General features: G+C 74.5%; 23 protein-coding genes and 1 tRNA gene. 6 read left to right on the top strand and 18 right to left on the bottom strand.

Going from position 1 to position 24,631, the window contains the following annotated elements; translation table 11 throughout:
• Positions 1–7: 7 nt before the first annotated feature.
• From ABZ858_RS10975 to ABZ858_RS10965, 3 genes are read right to left on the bottom strand one after another with little or no spacing between them, the layout of a single operon-like run.
• A complete protein-coding gene (locus tag ABZ858_RS10975) occupies positions 8–508 on the bottom strand; it encodes a hypothetical protein (protein WP_361375329.1) in 501 nt (166 codons plus the stop codon).
• Positions 508–1,143 carry a sigma-70 family RNA polymerase sigma factor gene (locus ABZ858_RS10970; RefSeq protein ID WP_361374969.1) on the bottom strand — a complete coding sequence of 212 codons (636 nt, stop codon included), beginning with the start codon at positions 1,141–1,143 and terminating at the stop codon, positions 508–510. The genes ABZ858_RS10975 and ABZ858_RS10970 overlap by 1 nt, the downstream gene beginning before the upstream one ends.
• A complete protein-coding gene (locus ABZ858_RS10965; RefSeq protein ID WP_361374967.1) occupies positions 1,140–2,576 on the bottom strand; it encodes a S8/S53 family peptidase in 1,437 nt (478 codons plus the stop codon). The genes ABZ858_RS10970 and ABZ858_RS10965 overlap by 4 nt, the downstream gene beginning before the upstream one ends.
• 172 nt (positions 2,577–2,748) lie before the next feature.
• Here ABZ858_RS10965 and ABZ858_RS10960 point away from each other — a divergent pair, with 172 nt between their 5' ends.
• Positions 2,749–5,313 carry a CHAT domain-containing protein gene (locus ABZ858_RS10960; RefSeq protein ID WP_361375327.1) on the top strand — a complete coding sequence of 855 codons (2,565 nt, stop codon included), beginning with the start codon at positions 2,749–2,751 and terminating at the stop codon, positions 5,311–5,313.
• Positions 5,314–5,325: 12 nt separating this feature from the next.
• Here the strand turns inward: ABZ858_RS10960 and ABZ858_RS10955 are convergent, their stop codons facing one another.
• The 11 genes from ABZ858_RS10955 to ABZ858_RS10905 form a co-directional block, all read right to left on the bottom strand.
• A complete protein-coding gene (locus ABZ858_RS10955; protein ID WP_361374965.1) occupies positions 5,326–6,465 on the bottom strand; it encodes an LLM class flavin-dependent oxidoreductase in 1,140 nt (379 codons plus the stop codon).
• A 9-nt stretch (positions 6,466–6,474) separates the two neighbouring features.
• Positions 6,475–7,560, bottom strand: coding sequence for an LLM class flavin-dependent oxidoreductase (locus tag ABZ858_RS10950; protein ID WP_361374963.1), 1,086 nt, complete (start codon positions 7,558–7,560; stop codon positions 6,475–6,477).
• A complete protein-coding gene (locus ABZ858_RS10945) occupies positions 7,557–8,930 on the bottom strand; it encodes an NtaA/DmoA family FMN-dependent monooxygenase (RefSeq protein WP_361374961.1) in 1,374 nt (457 codons plus the stop codon). Before ABZ858_RS10945 ends, ABZ858_RS10950 begins: the two co-directional genes overlap by 4 nt.
• A gap of 19 nt (positions 8,931–8,949) precedes the next feature.
• Positions 8,950–10,161, bottom strand: coding sequence for an LLM class flavin-dependent oxidoreductase (locus ABZ858_RS10940; protein ID WP_361374959.1), 1,212 nt, complete (start codon positions 10,159–10,161; stop codon positions 8,950–8,952).
• A 58-nt stretch (positions 10,162–10,219) separates the two neighbouring features.
• Positions 10,220–11,251 carry an ABC transporter substrate-binding protein gene (locus ABZ858_RS10935; protein ID WP_361374957.1) on the bottom strand — a complete coding sequence of 344 codons (1,032 nt, stop codon included), beginning with the start codon at positions 11,249–11,251 and terminating at the stop codon, positions 10,220–10,222.
• Between the two features lie 74 nt (positions 11,252–11,325).
• The gene (locus tag ABZ858_RS10930) at positions 11,326–12,354 is read right to left on the bottom strand and encodes an amino acid ABC transporter permease (RefSeq protein WP_361374955.1); all 1,029 of its coding nucleotides are present in this window, start codon (positions 12,352–12,354) and stop codon (positions 11,326–11,328) included.
• A gap of 187 nt (positions 12,355–12,541) precedes the next feature.
• The gene (locus tag ABZ858_RS10925) at positions 12,542–12,691 is read right to left on the bottom strand and encodes a hypothetical protein (protein WP_361374953.1); all 150 of its coding nucleotides are present in this window, start codon (positions 12,689–12,691) and stop codon (positions 12,542–12,544) included.
• A gap of 193 nt (positions 12,692–12,884) precedes the next feature.
• Entirely contained in the window at positions 12,885–13,781 is an 897-nt protein-coding gene (locus tag ABZ858_RS10920) for a glutathione S-transferase C-terminal domain-containing protein (RefSeq protein ID WP_361374951.1), read from the bottom strand.
• A 233-nt stretch (positions 13,782–14,014) separates the two neighbouring features.
• Positions 14,015–14,146 carry a putative leader peptide gene (locus ABZ858_RS10915; RefSeq protein ID WP_361374949.1) on the bottom strand — a complete coding sequence of 44 codons (132 nt, stop codon included), beginning with the start codon at positions 14,144–14,146 and terminating at the stop codon, positions 14,015–14,017.
• Between the two features lie 163 nt (positions 14,147–14,309).
• The gene (locus ABZ858_RS10910; RefSeq protein WP_361374947.1) at positions 14,310–14,990 is read right to left on the bottom strand and encodes a pyridoxamine 5'-phosphate oxidase family protein; all 681 of its coding nucleotides are present in this window, start codon (positions 14,988–14,990) and stop codon (positions 14,310–14,312) included.
• A gap of 381 nt (positions 14,991–15,371) precedes the next feature.
• Positions 15,372–15,445, bottom strand: a tRNA-Pro gene (locus ABZ858_RS10905).
• Between the two features lie 210 nt (positions 15,446–15,655).
• Here ABZ858_RS10905 and ABZ858_RS10900 point away from each other — a divergent pair.
• Complete coding sequence (locus ABZ858_RS10900) at positions 15,656–16,066, top strand: SH3 domain-containing protein (protein WP_361374945.1); 411 nt, start codon at positions 15,656–15,658, stop codon at positions 16,064–16,066.
• Positions 16,067–16,318: 252 nt separating this feature from the next.
• Positions 16,319–17,218: a DUF2690 domain-containing protein gene (locus ABZ858_RS10895; RefSeq protein ID WP_361374943.1), complete on the top strand. Its 900-nt coding sequence runs from the start codon at positions 16,319–16,321 to the stop codon at positions 17,216–17,218.
• 57 nt (positions 17,219–17,275) lie between these two features.
• Here ABZ858_RS10895 and ABZ858_RS10890 read toward each other — a convergent pair whose 3' ends face one another.
• Entirely contained in the window at positions 17,276–17,788 is a 513-nt protein-coding gene (locus ABZ858_RS10890) for a hypothetical protein (protein WP_361374941.1), read from the bottom strand.
• Between the two features lie 213 nt (positions 17,789–18,001).
• Here ABZ858_RS10890 and ABZ858_RS10885 point away from each other — a divergent pair, with 213 nt between their 5' ends.
• Positions 18,002–18,355: a cupin domain-containing protein gene (locus ABZ858_RS10885; RefSeq protein ID WP_361374939.1), complete on the top strand. Its 354-nt coding sequence runs from the start codon at positions 18,002–18,004 to the stop codon at positions 18,353–18,355.
• 55 nt (positions 18,356–18,410) lie between these two features.
• Here ABZ858_RS10885 and ABZ858_RS10880 read toward each other — a convergent pair whose 3' ends face one another.
• The 3 genes from ABZ858_RS10880 to ABZ858_RS10870 all read right to left on the bottom strand — a co-directional run bounded on the left by ABZ858_RS10880 (position 18,411) and on the right by ABZ858_RS10870 (position 21,679).
• Positions 18,411–19,688 carry a serine hydrolase domain-containing protein gene (locus tag ABZ858_RS10880; RefSeq protein WP_361374937.1) on the bottom strand — a complete coding sequence of 426 codons (1,278 nt, stop codon included), beginning with the start codon at positions 19,686–19,688 and terminating at the stop codon, positions 18,411–18,413.
• A gap of 189 nt (positions 19,689–19,877) precedes the next feature.
• Positions 19,878–20,615 carry a GPP34 family phosphoprotein gene (locus ABZ858_RS10875; RefSeq protein WP_361374936.1) on the bottom strand — a complete coding sequence of 246 codons (738 nt, stop codon included), beginning with the start codon at positions 20,613–20,615 and terminating at the stop codon, positions 19,878–19,880.
• A 131-nt stretch (positions 20,616–20,746) separates the two neighbouring features.
• Positions 20,747–21,679 (bottom strand): sugar phosphate isomerase/epimerase, encoded by a 933-nt coding sequence (locus ABZ858_RS10870; protein ID WP_361374934.1) that lies wholly within the window; start codon positions 21,677–21,679, stop codon positions 20,747–20,749.
• A 171-nt stretch (positions 21,680–21,850) separates the two neighbouring features.
• On the opposite strand from ABZ858_RS10870, the gene iolB reads away from it, so the two are divergent.
• Positions 21,851–22,750, top strand: coding sequence for a 5-deoxy-glucuronate isomerase (iolB, locus tag ABZ858_RS10865; protein ID WP_361374932.1), 900 nt, complete (start codon positions 21,851–21,853; stop codon positions 22,748–22,750).
• Positions 22,747–24,618, top strand: coding sequence for a 3D-(3,5/4)-trihydroxycyclohexane-1,2-dione acylhydrolase (decyclizing) (iolD, locus tag ABZ858_RS10860; protein ID WP_361374930.1), 1,872 nt, complete (start codon positions 22,747–22,749; stop codon positions 24,616–24,618). Before iolB ends, iolD begins: the two co-directional genes overlap by 4 nt.
• Positions 24,619–24,631: the final 13 nt, after the last annotated feature.

The raw sequence follows: 24,631 nt of genomic DNA, 5'->3' as shown, positions 1-24,631 counted from the left end.
GGCGGTCTTACGTCCGCAGCCATTCGGTGACCACCAGCCGGCCGCCCGCGCGCAGCCGCAGCGCGAACGGGCCGGCGGGCGGCGCCTCGCCGGTGAAGCGGCCCAGGTCGTCGGCGGTGAGCGGGGCGCCGGGCCGCGGGCCGTGCAGCACCTCGATCCGGGCCGGCTGCGGCGGCATCACCTGGCCCAGCAGGCCGTCCCCGGAGACCTCCACGTCCACGGTCAGCTCGCCGGCCTGGAAGGTCAGCATCCGCGGTACGTCCGCGGCGCCGCGCACCGGGATGGCGTCCAGCAGCGAGTCGAAGGTCAGCTCGGCGATCCGGGCGTCCAGGTCGTGCAGGGCGTAGGCGTCGACGGCCAGTTGCCGCAGCGCGTCCGGGACCGGGTCCAGGACGGCGGCGGCCTGCCGCAGCTCCTCCTCCAGCAGCCGTTCGGCCGCCTCGTCGGCGGCGCCGTGCCCGCCGTCCCCGCCGTGGTCGTCGCCGAGGTCGTGGTCGCTGTCGTTCATCATGTCCCCCGTGCGTCGAGTCGTGCGCGCAGCCGCCGCAGACAGCGCTGGCGCAGAGGTCCGATACTGCCCACGGCGACGCCCAGCGCGGCGGACACCTCCTGGTAGCTGGGCGGCGGTGAGGCCATGAGCACGCGCAGCAGCCGGCGGCAGCGGTCGCCGAGCCGTTCGAACTCCTGCCACAGCCGGCGGACCCGCTCGCTCTGCGCGGCGGCCTCCTCGGCCTCCAGGAACGACTGTTCCGGTGTCTTCTCCTCGCTGACCCGGTCCAGGAGCTGCGGATCGTCCGTGACCGTCAGCCGGTTCAGGCTCCGCAGCGTGCGCAGGCATTCGTTGCGCGCGGTGCTGGCCAGCCAGCTGCCCGCCTTGTCGGGTTCCCGGATCCGGCCCAGGTGCTGGGCGAAGCGGAACCAGACGGTCTGGTACACCTCGTGCCCGTCGGCGTCCGACAGCCGGTGTGCGCGCACCACCGACCACACCAGCGGGCTGAGCCCCTCCACCAGCGCTTTCCAGGCCGCCGCGTCGCCGTCGACGGCGGACTGGACGAGCGTGCCGACCTCTGCACGGTCCACCGACTCACCCCTCGTGTACGGCCTGTCATCGTACGCCGTGGAGGGGATGGTTCCGCTCCTCATACCGAGGGAGCCAGTCGTACGACGGGTGCCGGACGCCAGGTGCGCGGGCGCAGCGCCGGTACGTGCGCCCCGCGCACCTCCGCGTACTCGGCGGCGGACGCGAGGAGTCCGCGCCGGGCCGCGCGCGGGTCGCGCTCCTGGTGGTCCGTCATGTGGGCGGCGACCATGGCGGCGGCCACCGGGGTGGCGAAGGAGGTCCCGCTCCAGTGCGCGTACCCCTCGAACATCACCTGGTCCGCCTTGCCCGCGCCGCTGTCCCGCTTCTCGCTCAGCACCCCGGTGTGGCGCGGGGACTGGCAGGTGCAGGCGTAGTGGAAGCCGAACCGGCAGGCGTCGTAGGTGGAGTGCTGGTAGACGTAGGGCACGGGCTTGTCGAAGCCGGTGAGGACGCTGGTGAGCCGCTCGCCGGGGGCGTACGCCTTCACCCAGTGGCCGTGGTTGCTGAAGCAGGCGCCGTGCTCCCCGTCGCCGCGCAGGGCGCCGACCGACAGCACGCAGTCGGCGTAGTCGGGCCGGTCGGCGTAGGCGGCGGGCCAGAACGGGGTGGCGCTGGCGTTGTTGCCGGCGGCGGCGACCAGCAGCGTGCCCCGCTCGCGCAGCGCGCGCATGAAGGCGTCCAGGCCGAGCAGTCCGTCGGTGCGGCCGTTGGAGGTGCCGGCGGAGAGGCTGATGATGTCGGGCCAGCCGTCCTGCTCGACGGCTTCGAAGAGCCGGTGCCCGAAGTCCGACTCCAGGACGGCGCCGGCGTCGTTGAGGGTGCCGCGCACGGTGATGTCGGTGTTGGGGGCGACGGCGGCGACGAGTCCGGCGATGAACGTGCCGTGGCCGACGTACTGCTGGAGTATGCCGTCCGCGTCGGTCTCCCGGGCCTGGCGGTCGCCCCGGACGTGGGCGAGCAGCGGGGCCAGGCCGTGGTCGTGCATGAGGCCGGTGTCGACGACGAGGACGCCGATCGCGGTGTCCTCGTCGTAGGGGGTGCGCGCGGGCGCCGGGTTGGGTCCTGCGGTGCGCGGGGCGGGCACCGGTTCGTCGCCTGGGCAGGCGTTGACCGCGATGGACACCACGTGGTTGCGGCTGACCAGCCGCCGTCCGGCGCGCTGTTCGTGGCCGCGCAGGGCGCGCAGGGCCTGGGCGACGGCGTGGTCCCCGGCGGGGTCGCCCTGCCCGGGGTCGCCGACCTGGATGCGGGTGACGCCGGTGCGGTTGGCCGGCGGGCCCGCCCGGCGCACCCGGTCGGCGGTCAGGTCGGGCGCCTCGGTGAAGTGGGTGCGCACGGTGTCCTCGACGAGCCGGGCCTCGTCGCCGTCGCGGGCGAGGACGACGCCCTTCTCGTAGAAGAACTCGGCGGAGTCGTCCGGGCCCATCGCCAGGGGGACATCGGGCATCGAGCGCTGGATCTGGGCGAACTGCTCGTGGAATCGCTGGGGTGCCATGGCGCGCCTGTCCTCCCGTCGGGACGATGGTCGTCAGTCAGAGCCGCGCGCGGCGCCGTTGATACAGCCGGGCGGCACCGGAGCCGGGGGACGCGGTTCCGGGGCCCCCTACGGTGCCACTACCATCCGGTGGGTGACAGCGGGAAGCGAATCGGTGCTCGACCTGCTGCCGATGGTCTTCGCCGACCCGGGCGAGGCGCTGGCGCGGGCCCGCGCGCTGCTGGACGCCGGTCCCCCGCCCTGGCACGCCTCGGTGGCGCATCAGGTGATCGGCATCTGGCAGCGGGACTTCGGTGATCTGCGGCTGGCCCTGCGGCATCTGCGGCGCGCCCGGGACCTGGCGGCGCGGGCGGACTCGGCCGAGCGGGAGGCCGACGTGCTGGCCACGCTCGGGGTGGCGCTGGTGCACGCGGGCCGTACCCGGCAGGGCCTGGCGGCCTTCGACCGGGGCGTGGCGCGCGGCAGCGGGCACACCCGGGCCCGGGTGCTGTACCGGCGGGCGTACGTGTGGTGGGTGCTGGGCCGGCACCGCGAGGCGCTGGAGGACGTACGCCGGGCGGTGCCGGTGCTGCGGCAGGCCGACGACGTGATCTGGACGGCGCGGGCGCTGACCCTGCGGGCCACCGTGCACCTGGCGCTGGGGGCGGTGGAGCGGGCGGACGCCGACTTCACGGCGGCCGAGGCGCTGTGGGACACCACGGGGCAGGAGCACGACAAGGCCGACGCGGTGGAGAGCCGGGGCCTGGCGGCGTACCGGCGGGGCGACATCCCGGCGGCGCTGCGGCTGCTCGACGAGGCGGAGGAGCGGTACGCGAAGCTGGGTACGCCGACGTTCATGCTGAGCATCCGGCGCTGCGAGGTGCTGATGGCGGCCGGGCTGGCCCCGGAGGCGCTGGCCGAGGCGGACGCGGCCAGCGCCGAACTCGACGGCCTGGGCGGGCAGTCGACGCGCAAGGCGGAACTGCTGCTGGTGGCGGCGCGGGCGGCGCGGCTGGCGGACGACCCGCACACGGCGATGGCGCGCGCGGCGGTGGCGGTGCGGCTGTTCGCCGGGCAGCGGCGCGCCTGGTGGGCGACGCATGCCCGGCTGGTGCTGATCGAGGCGCGGGCCGCCACCGGCCGGCGGTCGGGGCGGCTGGTCGCGGACGCCGCCGCGGTGGCCGGCCGGCTGGCCGCGTTCGGCTCCCCGGCGGCCCCGGAGGCGTCGCTGCTCGCGGGCCGGATCGCGCTCGCCCTGGGCCGCACCGCGGAGGCGGAACGGCATCTGGCGGTGGCCGCGCGCAGCCGGCACGGCGGGCCGCCGCTGGCCCGGATGACGGGCTGGGCCGCGCAGGCGCTGCGGGCGCGCGCGGCCGGTTCCGGCCGGGGTGTCCTGGAGGCGTGCCGGCGGGGGCTCGACGTGCTCGACGACCACCGGATGACGCTGGGCGCCGCGGAGCTGCGGGCCCGGGCCACCGCGCAGGGCGCCGAACTGGCCGCGCTGGCGCAGGCGGCGGCGCTCGCCTCGGGCGGGCCGCGGCGGCTGCTGGTGTGGAGCGAGCGGTGGCGGGCGACGGTGCTGTCCGCGCCGCCCACCCGGCCGCCCGCCGACCCGGCGCTGCTCTGCGGGCTGACCGCGTTCCGGGAGATCGCCGCCCGGGCCGAGGAGGCCCGCCAGGAGGGGCACCCGGTACCGGCCCTGGAGCGGGAGCAGCGGCGCCTGGAGCGGGAGATCCGGTCGCGCACCCTGCGGCTGCGGGGCCAAGCGCCGGGCGGCGGTGACCGGTTCGGGGCGGACCGGCTGCTGGCGCGGCTCGGCACCGACCGGCTGGTCGAACTGGCCGTCCTCGACGGGCGGGTGCAGGTGCTGCTGTGCGGCGAGGGCCGGGTGCGGCGCTTCGAGGCGGGGCGGCTCGCGGACGCGGTGACCGAGGCCGAGCATGTGCAGGCGGGGCTGCGGCGGCTGGCGCACCCGGGGGCGGCGGCCCGGCTGCCGCTGGTGGAGGCGGCGGGCCGGCGGCTGGAGGAGCTGCTGCTGGGTCCGGCCGCCCGGCAGCTCGGCTCCGGGCCGCTCGTGGTGGTGCCGCCGGGTTCGCTGCACCGGGTGCCGTGGGCGCTGCTGCCGTCGCTGCGGGAGCGGGTGGTGAGCGTGTCGCCGTCGGCGAGCAGCTGGCTGCGCGCCCGGGAGACCGAGCCGCCGCCCGAGAGCCGCCAGGTGCTGGTGCGCGGCCCGGGGCTGGCCACCGGCGGCGCGGAGGTGCCCGAGCTGGCCGGCCGGTACGCCGCGCCGACCGTGCTCGAGGACGGCGACGCGCATGTGGCGCGGGTGCTGCGGGAACTGGACGGTGCCGCGCTCGCGCACATCGCCGCGCACGGTACCTTCCGCGCCGACAGTCCCCTGTTCTCGTCGCTGACCATGGCCGACGGCCCGCTGATCGTGCACGACTTCGAACGCCTGGCCCGCAGCCCGTACCGGATCATCCTGTCCTGCTGCGACACCGCCCGGTTCGCCTCGGTGGGCGCCGACGAGCTGCTGGGCCTGGTGACGGCGCTGCTGCCGCTGGGCACGGCCGGGGTGGTGGCGTGCAGCGCGCCGGTCAACGACGAGGCGGTGGTGCCGCTGATGCTCGCCCTGCACAAGGGCCTGGGCGCCGGGCTGTCCCTGGCCGAGGCGCTGCGCGACGCCCGGGCCGCCGTACCGGGCGACGCGACGCATCAGGCGACGGGGTGGGCGTTCTCGGCGTTCGGCGCGGCCTGAGCCGCCTTCGCCTCACCCTGCCGATCTGCGCTGCCACTCCTGGGCCAGCAGCTCGTAGGACCGCACCCGCGCGGTGTGGTCGTGAGTGATGGTGGTGACGAGCAGTTCGTCGGCGCCGGTGGCGGCCCGGAGCTGTTCGAGCTGGTCGGCGACGCGTGCCGGGGAGCCCACGAACCGGGTGTCGACGCGGTCGCGGACCAGCTCGCGGTCCTCCTCGGTCCAGGTGTGCGCGCGGGCCTCGCCGGGCGTCGGGTAGGGGATGGCGCCCTCGGCGGTGCGGATGCCGCGGACCCACAGCCCGTAGCCGGTGGCGAGTTCCTCGGCGGTGGTGTCGTCTTCGGCGACGACGACGTCGGCGGAGACGGTGACGTACGGCTTGTCGAGGACGTCCGAGGGCTGGAAGTACGCCCGGTAGCCGTCCACCGCCTCCAGGACCGTGGCGGGGCTGACGTGGTAGTTCGCGGCGAAACGCAGGCCACGCTCACCGGCCGCCCGGGCGCTCGCCCCGCCGCTGCTGCCCAGGACCCACACGTCGAGGTCGGCGCCCTCGCCGGGCACGGCGTGCGCCTCGGCGCCCTCGGCGGAGCGGTAGGTGCCGGCCAGCAGGGCGAGGATGTCGTCGAGCTGTTCGGCGTAGTCCTGCGGTACGGCGCCCGGGAGCAGCAGCAGTTCGCGTTGCAGGGCGACGCGGGGCGAGCCGAGCAGCGACTCGAAGGAGAAGCGGGCCGGGATGAGCAGGCCGCCCGGGGCGCGGCCGTCGACGACCGGGGTGGCTGTCGGCAGGGGCGCGGCAGGTCCGGTGGGCGGGCGGCCGCCGGAGCGGCCGAGGCCCAGGTCGAGGCGGCCGGGGTGGAGGGCGTCGATCAGGCCGAACTCCTCCACGGTGGACAGCGCGGTGCGGTGGCCGAGCTGTACGGCGCCGGAGCCGAGCCGGATGGTGGAGGTGGCGGCGGCCGTCAGCGCCAGGACGACCGCCGGGGAGGTCCCGGCGACGCCCGGATTGAGGTGGTGCTCGGCGAACCAGTACCGGCGGTAGCCGAGCCGTTCGGCCCGCTGGGCCAGGTCGATGGAGTTGCGCAGGGCGTCGCCAGCCGTGGCCCCGGACGGGATCGGGACCAGATCGAGGATGCCGAGCGGGGTGGCGAAGGACACGGTGGCTCCTCAGTGGTGGGCGGGGGCGGACTCGGGCCGGGTGCGCACCGGGCCCCAGTCGAAGGGCGGGTCGGGGAGCGCGTCGCGCAGCGCGGGCGCGACCTCGCTCTGGAACAGTTCGAGGGAGCCGCGGTGCTGTGTGTCGGTGAGGCCGCTCGCGTCGGCCTGGACGTGCTGCACGGTGTGGCCGAATTGCTCGTGGTAGCGGTGCACCTTGTCGATCACCTGCTGGGGGCTGCCGATCAGCGCGGAGCTGCGTGCGGCGAAGTCCTCCAGCGTCTCGAAGACCACGGGCAGCCCGGCCTGCCGCTGGAAGGCGAGGCCGCTCTCGAACAGGGGCCGGTAGGCGGCCAGCGCCTCCTGCGAGGTGCGGGCGACGTACAGGCCCGCCGAGCCGGCGCCGACCGCGATGTCCGCCGGGTCGTGGCCGTGGTGCGCCCAGCGTTCCCGGTAGTACCGGATGAGTTCGGCGTACGGCTCGATCGGGTTGGTGACGTTGGCGGAGAACAGCGGGTCGCCGTAGCGGGCGGCCAGGTCGACGCTCTCCTTGCTGGTCGCGCTGCCGTGCCAGACCCGGACCGGCTGCTGGTAGGGGCGCGGCCACACCTCGGCGTCCTTGAGCGGGGGCCGGAAGCGAGTGTCGGCGGTCACCTTGTCCTGCCGCCACAGGGCGCGGAAGACCTCGTAGCCCTCGGCGTTGCGGTCCCACTGGTCCTCGGGGGTGACGTGGAACAGGTCGCGCTGGGCCGTGCCGTTGCCCTTGCCGATGATCAGGTCGAGCCGGCCGCCGGAGAGGTGGTCGAGGGTGGCGTAGTCCTCGTAGGCGCGGACCGGGTCGAGCAGGCTGAGGGTGGTGACGGCGGTGAACAGGCGGATGCGGCGGGTGAGCGCGGCGATGTGGCTGAGCACGACCGTCGGGGAGGAGGAGATGAACGGCCGCTCGTGCCGCTCCCCCACCCCGAAGCCGTCGAAGCCGAGTTCCTCGGCGAGCAGCGCGTTGCCGAGGACTTCGCGGAAGCGGTCCTGGGTGGACTTGAGTACGCCCGTGACCGGGTCCGGGCGGTGCACGATCAGGGTGATGGCGAGGAACTTCACGAGGCGGCCCGCTCCTGGCGTACGTCGTCGGGGTGGGCGAGGCCCAGGTGGTCGCGCAGGGTGGTGCCCTCGTAGTCGGTGCGGAAGACGCCCTGTTCCTGGAGGAGGGGGACGACCTGGTCGGCGAACGGGTCGAGGCCGCCGGGGGTGATGTGCGGGACGAGGATGAAGCCGTCGGAGGCGTCGGCCTGCACGAAGTCGTTGATGGTCCGCGCGACGGTGGCGGGGGTGCCGACGAAGGTCTGCCGGTTGCCGGTGTGGATGACCAGGTCGCGGATGGACCAGTGGTGCGCGGCGGCCAGCTCGCGCCATGCGCGGGCGGTGGCCAGCGGGTCGCGGTACATGCGGACCTGGGCGCGGCCGCGCGCCACATGGTGCTCGCTCGTGTCCGGGTCGATGTCGGGCAGCGGCCCTTCGGGGTCGTACGCGGACAGGTCCCGGTTCCAGACGAACTCCAGGTGCTTGATCGCGGTGGCGCCGCTGACCTGCCGGCGGCGCACCTCGCGGGCGAGTTCCTCGGCCTCGGCCTCGGTGTCGCCGAGCACGAAGGTGGCGGCGGGCAGGATGAGCAACTGGTCCTCGCGGCGGCCGTACTTGGCGAGGCGGCCCTTGACGTCCTGGTAGAAGTTCTGCCCCTCGGCCAGGGTCGCGTACCGGCTGAAGATGGCGTCGGCGCCGGCGGCGGCGAACTCGCGGCCCTCCTCGGAGTCGCCGGCCTGGAAGATCACCGGGCGGCCCTGCGGGGAGCGGGGCACGTTGAACCGGCCGTGGATGTCGAAGTGCTGCCCCTGGTGGACGAAGGCGCCGGCCTTGGCGTCCCGCAGGAAGGTGCCGGTGGCCTGGTCGGCGACGATCTCGTCGCCCTGCCAGGAGTCGAAGAGTTCGTGCGCGGTGGCCAGGAACTCCTTGGCGCGGGAGTAGCGCTCGTGCTGCGGCAGGAAGCCGCCGCGCCGGAAGTTCTCGCCGGTGAAGGCGTCCCAGGAGGTGACGACGTTCCACGCGGAGCGGCCCTCGGAGAGGTGGTCCAGGCTGGCGAACTGGCGGGCCACCTCGTAGGGCTCGTTGAAGGTGGAGTTGATGGTGCCGGTCAGGCCGAGGCGGTCGGTGACGGCGGCCAGCGCGGCGAGGACCGTGAAGGTGTCGGGGCGGCCGACGACGTCCAGGTCGTAGATCTTCCCGCCCTGTTCGCGCAGGCGCAGCCCCTCGGCGAGGAACAGGAAGTCGAACTTGGCGCGTTCGGCGGTCTGCGCGAAGTGCGCGAAGGACGCGAAGTCGATGTGGCTGCCGGCGGCCGGGTCGCTCCACACGGTGGTGTTGTTGACGCCCGGGAAGTGGGCGGCCAGATGGATCTGCTTCTGCGGCTTGCTCATGGTGTGCGGTCCCTCCGGCTCAGGCTGCGGCGTATCGGTTGGCGGGGCGGACCAGGCCCAGGAGTCCGCGCAGGGTGGTGGCCTCGTAGGCGCGCCGGAAGGCGTCGCGGCGCTGGAGTTCGGGGACCAGTTCCCGGGTGATGCGCGGCAGGTCGTGGCCGAGGACGGCCGGCCGCAGCCGGAACCCGGTCAGCCCCGCCTCCCTCAACTCCTGAATTAGATCGGCCAGTTGCCCGGCCGTCCCGGCGAAGACCCGGGCGTCGCCGGCGTACTCGGCTCCGTCGAGCGTGTCGAGGCGGTCCTTGCGGGCCGTGGCCCGCTCGGCGCTGTCGTCGAGCAGGACGAGGAGGTCGCCGAAGATGTGCAGCGGCTCGTCGGCGCGGCCGGCCGCCCGCTGTTCGGTACGGATCTCGGTGACGATCGCGCGGGCGTCGGCGGCGTCGCGCGGGGTGACGTAGCCGATGTCGGCCTGCCGGGCGACGAGCCGGTACGGGACCGTCTGGTGGGCGAGGGCGCTGACGACGGGCTGGCCCTGCGGCGGGCGCGGGGTGATGGAGGGGCCCTTGACGCTGAAGAACCGGCCCTCGAAGTCGATGTAGTGCAGCTTGTCGCGGTCGATGAACCGGCCGGTGGCCACGTCCCGGATCTCCGCGTCGTCCTCCCAGCTGTCCCACAGCCGCCGGACGACCTCGACGTGGTCGGCGGCCTCGTCGAACAGGTCGGAGATCCGCTCCTGCCCGGCCGGGCTGCGCAGGCTCTCCAGGGTGACCGGCGGGAAGGTGCGGCGGCCGAAGTGACCGGCCTCGTGCGGGCGCGGGGTGATCTGCACGCGCAGCCCGGCCCGGCCGCCGCTCACATGGTCGAGGGTGGCGATGGCCTTGGAGATGTGGAACGGCTCCGTGTGTGTGGCCACTACGGTCGGCACCAGACCTATGTGGCGGGTGACCGGGGCGACCCGGGACGCGGTCAGTACGGCGTCCAGCCGGCCGCGGATCTGGTCGGTGCGGTCGTCCGGCGCACCGAAGAGCGAGGACTGCGGGCCGAGGCCGTCCTCGAAGGTCACGAAGTCGAGCAGCCCGTGCTCGGCCTCGGTGACCAGATCGGCCCAGTAGCGGGCGGTGAACAGCTCGCGGGGCCGCGCCACCGGCTCGCGCCAGGAGGCGGGGTGCCAGCCGGTGCCGTCGAGGGCGACGGCGAGGTGGAGCGGGGAGGAGGGGGTGGTGGAGGGCATGAGGGGGGGGCACCTTCCTGGAGATCCTTGGGTGGGGTCCGTCTATCCGGTCTCTGGGTCAGGAGTTGTCGAGGGGCAGACCGGGCGGGTTGGTCCGCGCCTTGGTGACGGCCTCGTTGGAGAGGTTCCAGGCGGCCAGCCACTTGGCGTACTGCCCGTCCGCGATCAGGTGGTTGATGGCGTCGGTGAGCGGCTTGGCCAGTCCGCTGTCCTTCTTCGCCGTCGCCGCGATCAGCCCCTGCAAGGACTCCCCCGCACCGGAGAAGGTGCCCGCGTTGCGGGTGGCGCGGGGGGTGTTCGCCGTCTGCCGGACGTGGTAGGCGATGTTCGGGTTGGGGCCGAAGTAGGCGTCGATCTTGCCGCTCGACAGGGCCAGGTAGGTGCTGTTGAGGTCCTGGTAGTACTTGACGGTGAGCTGCTTGCCCTCCTTGGCGAGCCGGGCCTTCCACTCCAGGAGCAGCTTCTCCTGGTTGGTGCCGGAGCCGACGGCCACGGTCTTGCCCGCGAGGCTCCGGTAGTCGCCTCCGAAGTTCCAGGTGCTCTTCCCCGCCGCCTCGAAGGCGAGGTTGTCCTGCCGGTAGGAGGCGAACTCGTACTTCTTCTTGCGTTCCTCGGTGTCGGTGACGTTGGAGAAGGCCACGTCGACCTTGCCGCTGTCGATGCCGACGAACATGTTCTCCCAGGTGGAGTTCTTCACCTCGGGCTTGAGGCCGAGCACCGCGGCGACCAGCCGGGCGAGGTCGGGCTCGGAGCCGGTGAGGGTCTTCTGGTCGCTGCCCACGTACGACAGCGGCGGGAAGCCCGAGGGCAGCGCGCCGACGCCCACGACGAGGGTGCCTCTCTTGCGTACGGCGGCGGGCAGTTCGGCGTTGAGGGACTTGACCTCGGGCACGTCGAGGGTGGTCTGCCGGGCGGCGCCGTTGGACAGCCGCCCCACGGTGATCCTGCCGGAGGCGTCGCCGCCGGCGGAGGTGGCCGCCTCGCTGTCACCACCGCACCCGGCGAGGGTGGCGGCGAGGGAGAGGGCGGCGGCGCCCGCAGCGAGGGAGCGGTGGAGCCGGCGGGACGGGCGGTGGCGGAGGGTGGGCATGGCTGTCCTTGTCGGGTGTGGGACGGGAGGGACGGCGTGCAGGAAAGCGGGGGGTGAGGCGGGGGGTGAGGCGGTCAGGCCGAGGCCGTCGGGCGACGGCTCCCGGCCGTGTCCGTCTCCGCGCGGAAGCGGGCCCGTACGGCGGCCGGCCCGGCGCGCAGCCGCTGGAGCGGGGTCGGCGGCAGCGTGCGCGCGGTGCCCCGGGCGTAGTACCGCTCGACGTAGAACTGGAGGACGGAGACGACGCTGGTCAGGATCAGGTACCAGACGGTGACCACCAGCAGCAGCGGCACGATGTCGCCGGGGTAGGTGGAGCCCAGGGTCTGCGCGGAGCCGAACAGGTCGAGGAGCGAGACGTAGAAGACCAGGGAGGTGGCCTTGACGAGGCCGATGAGCTGGTTGACGTAGTTCGGGATGACGGAGCGCAGCGCCTGCGGCAGGATGATCCGCCGGAACTGGTGGAGCCGGGGCAGGCCGAGGGCGGCGGCGGCCTCGTGCTGGCCCTGGTCGACGGAGAGGATGCCGCCGCGGACGACCTCGGCCGCGTAGGCCGCCTCGTTGAGGCTGAGTCCGACGACGGCGACGGTCATGTCGGTGGCGAGCCGGGACTCGTCGAAGCGGAAGAACGCCGGGCCGAAGGGGACGCCGATGCTGAGCGTCTGGTACAGGGCGGAGAAGTTGTAGAGGAAGATCAGCACCACGATCAGCGGCACGGACCGCAGCGCCCATACGTACGTCCAGCTCACCCCGCGCAGGACGGGGCTGCGGGAGAGCCGGGCCAGGGCGAGGACGATGCCGCCGACCAGGCCCAGCACGGCGCTGAACGCGGTCACTTCGAGGGTGACGAGGAGGCCGTCGAGGATGGTCGGCCGCAGGAACCAGTAGCCGAAACGGCCCCACTGGTAGAAGGGGTTGGTCGCCAGGCCGTGGACGAACTGGGCGAGCAGCACGAGGACGACGGCGGTGGCGATCCAGCGGCCCGGGTGGCGCAGGGGCTGCACGCGCTCGGCGGCGACGGGCGTGACAGAGGTGACAGAGGTGGCAGGGGTGGCGGCCTGCGGTGTCCCGGCGAGGGACACGGCGGCACCGGGGGGTTCACTCATGGTGGGCTCCGGCGGAGTCTGACACCCCGGACCGCGCGCCGGCGCGCGCGGTAGCGCCCGCTGCGGGCGGCGGTCGGGGCCGCGGTGCGGGGCGCGGCGCGCGGCCACGTACGGGATCAGGGGCGGGCGGACGACGGACCACCGCGGCAGCGGTGTCCGTCACGGAAGCGGAGGCTGCGGGAAGTCGTCAGCCCCGGCGGCGGGCACGGCCCGGCGCGGTACACAGCGCGCTGCTGACACGGAGCAGGTCGACGGCGCGGTCGGCGACGAGGCGCTGCGCGGAGAGCGGTACGCAGCTCTGGGGGCGGCGGGCCGCCGTCCGGGGAGCTGCGTGCATGTCCGTCACCTGTCGCTGTAGGGGCTCTCGCGTCCGGGGAAGTGCCGTCCGGCCCGGCCGGGGGCGCGGGCTTCGGGGTGCGCGGTGCGAGGATGCCCGTGACCGTTCTGGCCCGTAAGTAAGTCAGTTGTCCGTTCGAAAGTCAACGCCGGTCCACCAGCTGGTACGGCCGCCGGGACGGCCGCTCGGGCGGTCAGGGCCGGCGGCCCTCGCGGGTGCCCTCGGTGTGGGCGGCCCAGTCGAGGATCTGGACGGCCGCGCCGGCGGCCTCCAGGCCCTGGCACCGGGCGTGGTGACGGCGGGCGATGCCGTCGAGGTCGAGGTGGGCGCCGAAGGCGGGGTGCGCGGCGAGGCGGCGGGCGTGGGCCCACAGGGCGGGGTGACCGGCGACGCGGTGCACGGCGCGGGCGTCGAGGTGGTGCCGGTGCACGGTGTCGAGCTGCACGAGACCGACCCACAAGGTCACGTCGGCACCGGTCAGCTGATCACCCGTCACATACCTTCGACCGGCGAGCCGCTGCTCCAGCGCGTCCAGCGCGCCGAACAGCACCTCCAGCGCCTCGGCACGCGGGGCCGGGTCGCCGTCCGCCTGCCCGGCCCGCTGGGCGGCCTCCTCGACGCCCCACAGGCACAGCCGCTCGACCTCCTCGCTCTCCGCCTCGGCCGCGCACGGGTACAGCGCGGCGCGCCCGTCGCCGAAGTGCCGGTCCAGGTCGCGCATGATGTCGGGGGCGTGGGTGCTGACGATCCGCCCGGACCAGTCGTCACTGAGCACCGGCCCGAGCGCCGGCCCGCGATAGCGATGGGCACTCGCCTCGTACAGCGGCCGCAGCACCGGGTGACCCTCCCCCGGGCCCTCCGGAACGGCGGGCAGCGAGGTCACCGGACAGGTGTCCCCGATCCCGAGCAGGCTGTGGGTGACGGCGATGGCCAGTCCCCGCGGACACGCGGTGGACAGGTGGAGGCGGTAGCGGCCGGGCACGGCGTAGTGACCACTGCGCGCGTCCCGTCCGATCCGGCCCCGGAAGGCGGGGGCGGGGCCCGAGGTGGGACGGGTGGTCGCGCGGGCGGTCTGCGGTGTGACGGACATGAATCTCCCCGGGTACGGGCAGGCGCGGACGCACGCGCTGCGGAGGCGGTGACGAGCGAGCGGTGGGGCGGGGGACGGTGACCGCCGGGACCGCACGGCCCGTGCCGCGTGCCACGCGTGGGCGGCAGTACGGGCCGTGCGGCCTACGGGTGGGCGGCCGACGGGTGCACGGGCGGCGCCGAGCGGGCTCCCGGCGCGCGGCGGAGGCCCCGGGAACGCTCCGCGCGCCCGGCTCAGTCCTGCGGGCTGATGGCGCTGCAGACGCGCAGCAGGTCGATGTGACGGCGGGACGTCAGCAGGATCAGCAGCGGCGCCGGCCGGGACGTACGGCTCGCACGGCCGGTCACCGACTCAGGACGCCTCATGATCCCTATTCCCTACCTGTTCACTAGGATTCCTTTAGGAGTGTCCGGCCCACCGGTTCCACAGTCAAGGGGGCGTACGCCGGAACGCACGCCGGGTTCTCACATCACTGGGCGGCCGGAGCAGGCGGCCGGTCGAGGTGCGGGCAGGGCGGGCTGACGTGGTTCAGTTCGCCGGGGTGCCGACCCGCTTCGTCAGGTGGGCGGGGGGCTCGATGCCCTCGGGCAGCACCGGGTCCGCCTCCAGGGCGCCCCATGTGGCGTGCAGCGGAAGGACACCGGCCCACAGGCCGAGCCCGGCGTCCGCGCTGTCGCCGTCGTCCGGGGCGCCGGTACGGATCTTGACGGACGCCTCGTCCAGGGAGAGCGCGAGCAGAGCGGTCGCGGCGAGTTCCTTGCGGCTCGGGCGGCGGGCGTAGTCCCACTGGCCCGGGGTGGCGTGCTCGGTCAGGCAGCGCAGCCCGGCGAGCTTCTCCTCGGGGTCCGTGACCAGGCGGGGGGTGCCGTAGACCATGGCGCTGCGGTAGTTGACGCCGTGCTCGAACACCGAGCGGGCCAGGACGAGTCCGTCGACGTGGGTGACCGTGACGCAGACCGCGGCGTCGGGCGACCCGACCAGGCTGCGGCTGGCGACCGAGCCGTGGAAGTACAGGGTGCTCCCGTCGGAGCCGTAGACGGTCGGTACCACCATCAGCGTTCCTTCGACGGCGACACCGAGATGGCAGATGAAGCCCGCGCCGAGGATCGCGTCGAGCTGGTCGCGGTCCAGGCTGCCCTGTTCCCGCAGGCGGCGGTGGCGGGTGCGCTCGGTGACCGTCAACGGGCGTTCCGGGGCGGCGGAGTCCATGGGTGCCTTCTCTCTGAGTGCGGCCGGGTCATGGTCCTGCGGCGGGAAGGGACAGTGAGGGATGGTACGGGGCGGAGGGCCTGCACCGGGTGGCTCTACAAGGCGGTCGGCGCGGAGACGCTCGCGCAGATCCACGACGAGTTGTACCGCCGCACCCTCTCCGGGAGCCGGCCCGACGCCGTACTGCGCGGCCCGCGACCGCCGTACGGTCCGGACGGGTCCTGGACGACGGCCGGTGCGAACCGACCGCTGCCGCACGCGGAACGTCACCCGCACCTACCGGGACGCACCGGCCGCCCGGCCGATCACGGTCCCCGGAAACCATCGGGGGCCGGTCTCGGATCGCTCCGAAACCGGCCCCTGAGCTGCGACTGTCTCCAGTCGGGACGACAGGATTTGAACCTGCGACCCCTTGACCCCCAGTCAAGTGCGCTACCAAGCTGCGCCACGTCCCGTCGCGTTCGGGCGGTGGTCCGCGGGAACGCGCAGGTGAACACTACCGTACGGGGGCGGGTGGGCTCGGCCGGCGAGCCCGGTGGCGGTCTCCGGGGACGTCCCCGGCGTCCCCGGGACGCGGGGACGGCATCCGGGACGGGCGGCCTGGAAACGCTGGGCGACAGGTGATCACGCCATGTGGTCACAGGAACGACAGCCCGGAGGTTTCCATGATCCGACGGACCCTCACCGGCGGCCTGCTGGCCACGGTCGCGATGCTCGCGCTCGTGCCCACGGCCGCCGACGCCGCCCCGGCCGCCCCCGCCTCGCGCACCGCAGCGGTGGCGGTCGCACCGCACCTGCGTCCCACCGACGCCGTCAACCTCTCCCCCACGTACAACCGTTCGTACTACACCCTCGGCCGGGTGACCACGAGCCGGTCCTCCCTGAACGTCCGTTCCGGCCCCGGCACCGGCTACCGGGTGACCGGCTCCCTGCGCGCGGGGCAGCTGGTGGCACTCAGCTGCCGCACCCAGGGGTCCCGGGTGCACGGCACGCGCCAGTGGTACCGGCTCACGCGCGCACGCGGCTACGTCTCGGCGCACTACGCGCGGGTGCGCGGCGCCCTCCCCTGGTGCTGACGCGGCACCGGCATCCGCTCCCTCCCGTCCGTACGCGATGACGGACCCGGCCCGCCGCGGGAACACGCGTTCCCGCGGCGGGTCCGCCGTGTCCCCGGCCGGGTCCGGTTCGCCCCCACCCCTTTCTCCTGCTTCGCGCATTCCTCGCATTCCTCACACCTGCCGGATGTGTGGCGACGCCCCCGAGCCGGGAAACCATCCCGGCATCCGGGGTGAAACACCCAAAGCGGGAATGGAGTCGGGAGCAGCATCATGCGCCAGTCCCAAGAAGCGGCACCGTCCCCCGGGCCGCTGGCGGCGACCCTGCGCGAGCTGAGGGACCGTACCGGCCTGAGCCTGGCGGCGCTGGCCACGCGTACTCCGTACAGCAAATCCGCCTGGCACCGCTATCTGAGCGGGGTCAAGCATCCGCCCCGTTCCGCCGTGGAGGCGCTGGCCCGGCTCGCGGACGCCGACCCCGCGCCGGCGCTGGCGCTCTGGAAGGCCGCGGAGGACGGCCCGCCGGTCGCCCCCGAGCCGTGCGAGCCCGCCGGTGCACCCGTAGCAGGGACGGCCGCCGGCACGCCCGCCCCGACCGCCGCCAGCACGCCCGACGGTGCGCTCAGCGATGCCCCCGGTGAGCGGCGGCGGCGACGGCTGCCGCTGCTGTCCGCGCTCACGTTGCTGACCGCGGCCGCCGCGGTGGTCACGGCCGCCGTCGCCACCTCCTCGCGCGCCACCTCACCGGTCACCCGGGCGACGACGGCCTCCGCGCGGTGCCACGGCCGTACCTGCCAGGGCGAGTTGCCCGGTGCCTCGGCCTGCGCCGGGGACGCGCGGACCGAGAGCGCGGTGCGGGACGCGATGTACACGGTGCGGCTGCGCTGGTCACCGTCCTGCCGGACCGCCTGGTCCCAGGTACGGGTGCGGGTACGCGGCGCGGTGGCCCGGGAGATCTCCGTACGGACCGGCGAGGACGTCCTGTCCGCCACCTACTCCGCCGCCGACACCACGGCCGACACCAGTCCGATGCTGGCCGCCGCCTCCCCGCGCGGCGTGGAGGCGTGCGCCGAGGTGAACGGGGAGGTGGCGTGCACCGGCCTGGACGCGGACATGGAGACGGGCACGGACGGGGAAGCGGAAACGGAGGCGAATGTGAACCGGGCTCCCTGACGGCGGGGCCGGTGGGGCTGCCAGGGCAGGGCAAGGGAACGCCCGACGCCGCCCCGGCTACTTGATGATCGCGTTGGCGATCACCACGATCAGCCCGAACAGGGCGTCCACCAGCCCCGTGGCCAGCGCGATCGCCCATCTGCGTTCCGCCTGCCGGGCCGAGAGCAGGCCGAGCACGAACAGCAGGGCGATGTTGAAGACGAACGCCGGGTACTCCACCCCGTCCGCCGACCACCAGCCCCAGCCCGCCCCCGCCATGATCAGCACGGTGGGCAGCATGGCCACGACCAGGGGCCACTCCGCCGCCAGCGCGCGCAGCGCCTGCCCGCGGCGGTGCGGCCCGCGCTCGGCGATGTAGTGAGAGTAGCCGTGCGCCAGCGCCGAGGCGAACGCGGTCACCAGGAGCCAGGCGGCGTCGTAGCGGCGGTCCGCCGGTGCGTCGTGCCCCTTCTGCGCGAGCGCCGCGACCATCGCGCAGGCCACCACCGCGCCGTAGACCCCGCCGAAGAGCAACTGGGAGCGGGCATCGTGCGCGTGCCGCCCGGGGGCGGCCGTCGCGGGGTCCGCCATGGGCTGCTCGCTTCCCGGGCGTAGGGAGACGGTCCCCTCAACGATCACCCGAGCCGGCCGGCCCCGCCACTTCACCACCCCGCCACCCGGTCGCTTTCCTGCTCGCCGCTCCCCGCCTCACCTCCGCGTCGCGACGAAGTGTCCGTCCGTGCGGGGCGATCCCCCACACTCTGTCCACGCCGTACGGTCCCGCGCCCCGGCTAGGGTCCTGGCATGACCCACAGTTTCGCTCTCCACGTTCCCGGCGTCCCCGACTCCGAGCTGGTCCCCGAGCCGCTCGACCCGGGGCAGATCGTCTCCGGGACGCCCGAGGTGACCGGGAAGGTGGTCTGGGAGTCGGCGGACGGCCGGCAGGTCCGCGGGATCTGGCAGATCACCCCCGGGGTGGTCACCGACACGGAGGCGGACGAGCTGTTCGTGGTGGTCAGCGGCTCGGCGACCATCGAGGTGGAGGGCGGTCCCACCCTGCGCGTCGGCCCCGGGGACATGGCCGTCCTGCGCGAGGGCGACCGTACGACGTGGACGGTCCACGAGACGCTGCGCAAGGTGTACGCGATCAACGTCTGACAGGCGATCGACCTCTGATACGCGATCGACCTCTGGCCCGCTCCCCCTGCGGCGCTCACCGCGTGGCGGGCCGCGTCCCGAGGTCGAAGACATGCCCCGGCGTGACCACCTCGGTGACGGCCTGGCCGAACAGCGTGCTCGGCTCGGCGCCCCGGTGGCTGATGTCGGTGTTGAGCAGGACGACGAGGGTGGCGCGGGCGGCGGGCAGGTAGAGGGTGAGGGACTCGTAGCCCGGCAGGGAGCCGTTGTGGCCGATCCAGCCGTGCACGTCGAAGACGCCGAGGCCGTAGCCGACGCCGGGGACCGGGGTCGACGGTGTGGTGAGCCGCTGCTTCTGCGTGGCGGGGCTGATCAGGTCGCGGCCGTCGGGCAGGACGCCGGTGGCGACGGTGCGGGCCCATACGCGCAGGTCGTCGAGGTTCGAGATCATCGCGCCGGCCGCCCAGCCCCAGGAGGGGTTCCAGTCGGCCGTCGTCGCGACCGCGCCGCTCGCGGTCTGGTTCGTGTAGCCCTGCGCGTGCGGCTGCGGGAACCGCGCCCCGGACGGGAAGAGGGTGTGGTGCAGTCCCGCCGGGTCCAGTACCTCGGTGCGCAGGTAGTCCGCCAGGGACCGGCCGCTGACCTTCTCGATCACCAGTCCGAGCAGGATGAGGTTGGTGTTGCTGTAGTCGAACTTCCGGCCCGGCGGGAACAGCGCGGGGTGCCGGAAGGCGTACCCGAGCAGTTCACGCGGGGCGAAGGGACGCCGGGGGTCGGCGGTGAGCGCCTTGACGAAGCCGTCGTCCGCCGAGTAGTTGAACAGCCCGCTGCGCATGCCGGCCAGCTCCCGCAGGGTGATCCGGTCCCCGCCCGGCACGCCGTCGACGTACTTGGAGACGGGGTCGTCCAGGCCCAGTCGGTGCCGGTCGGCCAGGCGCAGCAGGGCCGTCACGGTGAACGTCTTGGTCTCGCTGCCGATGCGCGTGTACAGGTCGGCGGACATCTTCCGGCCGGTGCTCCGGTCGGCCACGCCGAAGGACTTCACGTACCGGCCCTGGCCGGGCGTCCACAGCCCCACGATCACGCCCGGCACGTTCGCCTCCCGCAGGACGCTCCGGACGGCCCGGTCGAGCCGCGCGGTGACGGCGGGGGTCAGGGTGCGGACGCCGGAGGAGGACGGTGGGGGCGAGGAGGGGGACGGGGACGGTGGTGCGGCGGTGGTGAGGGCGCGGGGGGCGGCGACGGCGAGGGGCGCGGCGCGGGCGCTCGCTCCGGTGAGCGGGGCGACGAGCATCCCGGCGGCGGTCGCCGCGACGGCGCTTCTGCGCAGGCCGCGGGTACACGCGTGTGTCATGGGCCGGCTCCCGGCGCGTGCGGACGGGGAGGGTCGACGCGGTGGCGTCCGGTACCGCCGGCTCCCCCGGCCCGGCGCCCACCGGCTGCCACGCCCCGACGCCCTCAGCATAGGAGCGCTCCCGCCGCGCCGCCCGCCGGGACCGCGCAGCCTGCCGAACGCCTGCCCGGACGCCGCCGCGTGACCGGGTCACGCCCCTCGCCAGACGTTCGCGAAGGCCGCTTCCTCGATGGCGCGCCGCTGCCGTACGGCCTCCAGCTCCATCACCGCGTCGTGCACGGCGGCGAGCACGGTGAGGACCGCGTCGTCGGTGGCGGCGGGCTCGGCCGGGGTGATCTCGTCGCGGATGCCGACGGCCGCGGCCAGCGCGAGCAGCACCGGTTCGTCGGCCGCCCAGCGGTAGGCCGCCCGCCGCCGTGCCTCGGTGTCGCCGAGCACGGTGCGTCCGCCGCGGAACGGCAGCCAGCGGTTGCGCTGCCGGTCGCGCTGCCACGAGACCTGCCCCTCCTGTGCCAGCGCGGTCAGGTAGGTGGACGCCAGGCCGCGCCCGCGCCGCCAGAGCCAGTCCTCCAGGGACTCGTAGGGCGCCTCGCGCAGCAGCGAGGCGGCGGCCTCCTCCAGCAGGGGGTCCGGTTCCCCGGCATCCGGGGCCCTGGGGTCCGGGTCCTTGGGATCCGGGTCCCTGGGGTCCGGGTCCTTGGGATCCGGGTCCCTGGGGTCCGGCCGGTTGACAGGCTCCGGGCGGGCGGCGGACCCGGACCGGGCCGCGGGCCGGATGCGCTCGGTGGCGTCCAGGCCGATCACCCCGCCCCGCAGCAGGTCGTACGCCTCCGCCCCGGCCAGCGCCAGCGACAGGTCGCCGCGTTCCAGGGGCCGTACCGGGATCATGTCCAGGGCGACGATCATCAGGTCACGCGGTGTGCTCATGAGGCTCCCCGTCTTCCCCGTGCAAGGGCGTGTCCGGCACCGCGCCGCCGGACGACCGGCGCGGGACAGGACGCTCGGGCTCTCGGCTCGCCGTACCAGGCCGACTGTAGCGCGGCGGGACGCGGCCGGCGTCAGGCGCCGCAGGACCGCAGGAAGCTGCGGGTGCGTACGGCGATGGGCAGCGGCTTGTCCGGGGCGCACGGGTACATGTCCTGTTCGACGATCGCGAACAGGTCGACACCGAGCTTCTGCGCGGCCACCAGCACGGGTTCCAGTGCGGGCACCCCGGACGGAGGTTCGCACATCACGCCGCGCCGCACCGCGGGACCGAACGGCACCCCGCCCGCCACCACCTCGGCGAGGATCTCCGGGTCCACCTGCTTGAGGTGCAGATAGCCGATGCGCTCGCCGTAGGTCTCGATCAGCCGGACGCTGTCGCCGCCGCAGTAGGCGTAGTGCCCCGTGTCCAGGCACAGGCCGACCAGATCGGCGTCGGTGGCGTCCAGGAAGCGTTCGACGTGCGTACGGGTGTCGATGTGGGTGTCGGCGTGCGGGTGGACGACGATGTCGAGGCCGTACGTCTCCTTGACCCGGCGGCCGAGCCGTTCCATGCCCTGGGTCAGGTGCGCCCACTGCCCGGTGGTCAGCTCCGGCGGTTCCAGGATCTCGGCGGTCCGGTCGTCCCGCCAGAAGGAAGGGATGACGACGAGATGCCGGGCGCCCGTCGCCCGGGTGAGGGCGGCGACTCGGCCGACGTGCTCCCAGGTGGCCTCCCACACCGAGGGGCCGCGGTGCAGGGCGGTGAAGACCGTGCCCGCCGAGACGTTCAGGCCGCGCCGGGCCAGCTCGTCGGTGAGCCGGGCCGGGTCGGTCGGCAGATAGCCGTAGGGGCCCAGTTCGATCCAGGGGTAGCCGGCCTCGGCCACCTCGTCCAGGAAGCGGTCCCAGGGGACCTGGCCCGGATCGTCGGCGAACCAGACGCCCCACGAGTCGGGGGCCGAGCCGACGCGGATGCGGTCGAGGGCGGGAACGGGAACGGGGTCGGTGACGGAGGCGGGGGCCATGTCGGTGGTTCCCTTCGGAAGAGGCCGGTACGGACAGCTCGTGCTCGAAGGTACCCGGGCACGGCGGGCCGCAGTGGGGTGGACGCGGGCGGGACGGGCATGGTGGCGGTAGCGGCAGCGGTGGCGCACTCACCGCCCCGCGCACCCGCCATGGCAAGGAGACAGCACCCGATGACCAGTCCGTACCACCTCCCCGCGGGCCGGGCCGCCGCCGGCCCCTACGCCGTGTCCGTCACCCCCGAGTCCGCCGGCTGGGGCCACTGCGGCCTGCGCGTCCTGGAGCTGCCGCCGGGCGGCTCGCACACCTTCGGCACCGGGGACAGCGAGTGGATCGTGCTGCCGCTCGGCGGCGGCTGCACGGTCGCCTGCGCCGACGACTCCGGCCGCGACACGTTCGAACTCACCGGCCGGGAAAGCGTGTTCAGCGGGGTGAGCGACTTCGCGTACCTGCCCCGGGACGCCCGTGCGACCGTGTCCTCGGCCGGCGGCGGACGGTTCGCGCTCACCGGCGCCCGCTGCACCCGCCGCCTGCCCGCCCGGTACGTCCCCGCCCACGCCGTCCCGGTGGAGCTGCGCGGCACCGGAAGCTGCTCGCGCCAGGTGAACAACTTCGCCGCGGCGGGGGTCTTCGACTGCGACCGGCTGATCGCCGTGGAGGTGCTCACGCCCGGCGGCAACTGGTCCTCCTTCCCGCCGCACAAGCACGACGAGCACCGGCCGGGCGAGGAGTCGGTCCTGGAGGAGATCTACTACTTCGAGTTCGCCGCCCACGAGGGCGTCCCGGGCCTCGGGTACCAGCGGGTCTCCCCGTCCGGGCCCGGCCGGGACACGGACGTGCTGGCGGAGGTGCGCGACGGTGACGTGGTGCTGATCCCGGACGGCTGGCACGGCCCGTCGACGGCCGTGCCCGGCCACGCTATGTACTACCTCAACGTCATGGCGGGTCCGGACCCCGAACGCGCCTGGCTGATCCGCGACCACCCCGACCACGCCTGGGTCCGCGGCACCTGGCCCGCACAGCCCGTGGACCCCCGCCTCCCCCTCTACACCGCGCCGGAGCCGCCCCGATGAGCACCGCCACCCACCGCCTGACCGTCGCCCAGGCCCTCGTGCGTTTCCTGTCCGTCCAGTACACCGAGCGGGACGGCGCACGGCACCGGCTCATCGCCGGCACCTGGGGCGTCTTCGGCCACGGCAATGTGGCGGGCGTCGGCCAGGCCCTGGTCGAGTACGCGGACGTGATGCCGTACCACCAGGGCCGCAACGAGCAGGCGATGGTGCACGCGGCGGTCGGCTACGCCCGTCAGCGCGGCCGGCTGTCCACGCAGGCGGTGACGACGTCCATCGGCCCCGGCGCCACCAACCTCGTCACCGGCGCGGCGCTCGCCACGGTCAACCGCCTGCCGGTGCTCCTGCTCCCCGGCGACTGCTTCGCCACGCACGCCGCCGATCCGCTCCTCCAGCAGCTGGAGCACCCGGCGCAGGCGGACGTGTCGGTCAACGACACCCTCCGCCCGGTCTCCCGCTACTTCGCCCGCGTCGCCCGCCCCGAGGCGCTGATCCCCGCCGCGCTGCACGCGATGCGCGTACTGACCGACCCGGCCGAGACCGGCGCGGTGACGCTCGCGCTGCCGCAGGACGTGCAGGCGGAGGCCTTCGACTGGCCGGCGGAGTTCTTCACCGAACGGGTGTGGCGGGTACGGCGGCCCGCCCCCGACCCGGCCGAACTCGCGGACGCGGTACGGCGGATCAGGTCCGCCGCCCGGCCCCTGATCGTCGCCGGCGGCGGGGTGCACCACAGCGCGGCCGAGGACGCGCTCAAGGCGCTGGCCGACGCCACCGGCATCCCGGTCGCCTCCACCCAGGCGGGCAAGGGCTCGCTGCGCCACGACCACCCGGCCGACATGGGCGGCGTCGGGCACACCGGCACGGCGGCCGCCGACGACCTCGCCCGCACCGCGGACCTGGTGATCGGCGTCGGCACCCGCTATACCGACTTCACCACCGCCTCCGGCACCCTCTTCCAGCACCCGGACGTCCGTTTCGTCAACCTCGACATCTCCTCCTTCGACGCCCACAAGCTGGCGGCCACGCCCTTGGTCTGCGACGCGCGCACCGGCCTCACGGCCCTGGCCGAGGCGCTGGCCGGACACCGCGTCGACCCGGGGTACGCGGCCGAGTACCGGGCCGGGAAGGAGCGTTGGGACCGGGTGGCCGAGGCCGCGCTGCGGGCCCCCGACGACAGCGCCGTACCCACCCAGACACAGGTGCTGGGCGCGCTGGACGAGGTGGTCGGCGACGAGGACGTGGTGATCAACGCGGCCGGTTCGCTCCCGGGCGACCTGCACAAACTGTGGCGGGCCCGCTCGCCGCGCCAGTACCACGTGGAGTACGGCTACTCCTGCATGGGGTACGAGATCCCGGCCGCCATCGGTGTCCAGCAGGCCGCGCCCGGCACACCGGTGTGGGCGCTGGTCGGTGACGGCACCTATCTGATGATGCCGACGGAGATCGTCACGGCCGTCCAGGAGGACCTGCCGATCACCCTCGTCCTGGTCCAGAACCACGGGTACGCCTCCATCGGCGGCCTGTCGGAGGCGGTGGGCGCCGAACGCCTCGGCACCGCCTACCGCCGGCGCGCCGCCGACGGGTCCCTCACCGGCGCCCCGCTGCCCGTGGACCTCGCCGCCAACGCGGGCAGCCTCGGCATGGACGTACTGCGGGCCGGGACCGTCGGTGAACTGCGCGCGGCCCTGCGCACGGCCCGCGCCGCCGACCGGCCGACCTGCGTGTACGTCGAGACGGACCCGGCGGCGACGGCGCCCCCGGCCCAGGCGTGGTGGGACGTGCCCGTGGCCGAGGTGGCCGGCCGCGAGGCCGCCGTCACGGCCCGCGCCCGCTACGACGAGGAGTCCGCGGCCCGCCGCCGCCACCTCTGAAGGGGCGGCTCGG

It is taken from the genome of Streptomyces sp. NPDC047017 (genome assembly GCF_040644175.1).
Lineage (GTDB): Bacteria > Actinomycetota > Actinomycetes > Streptomycetales > Streptomycetaceae > Streptomyces.
Note: the sequence above shows the minus strand (reverse complement) of the source record. Positions and strands in the feature narration are given on the sequence as shown.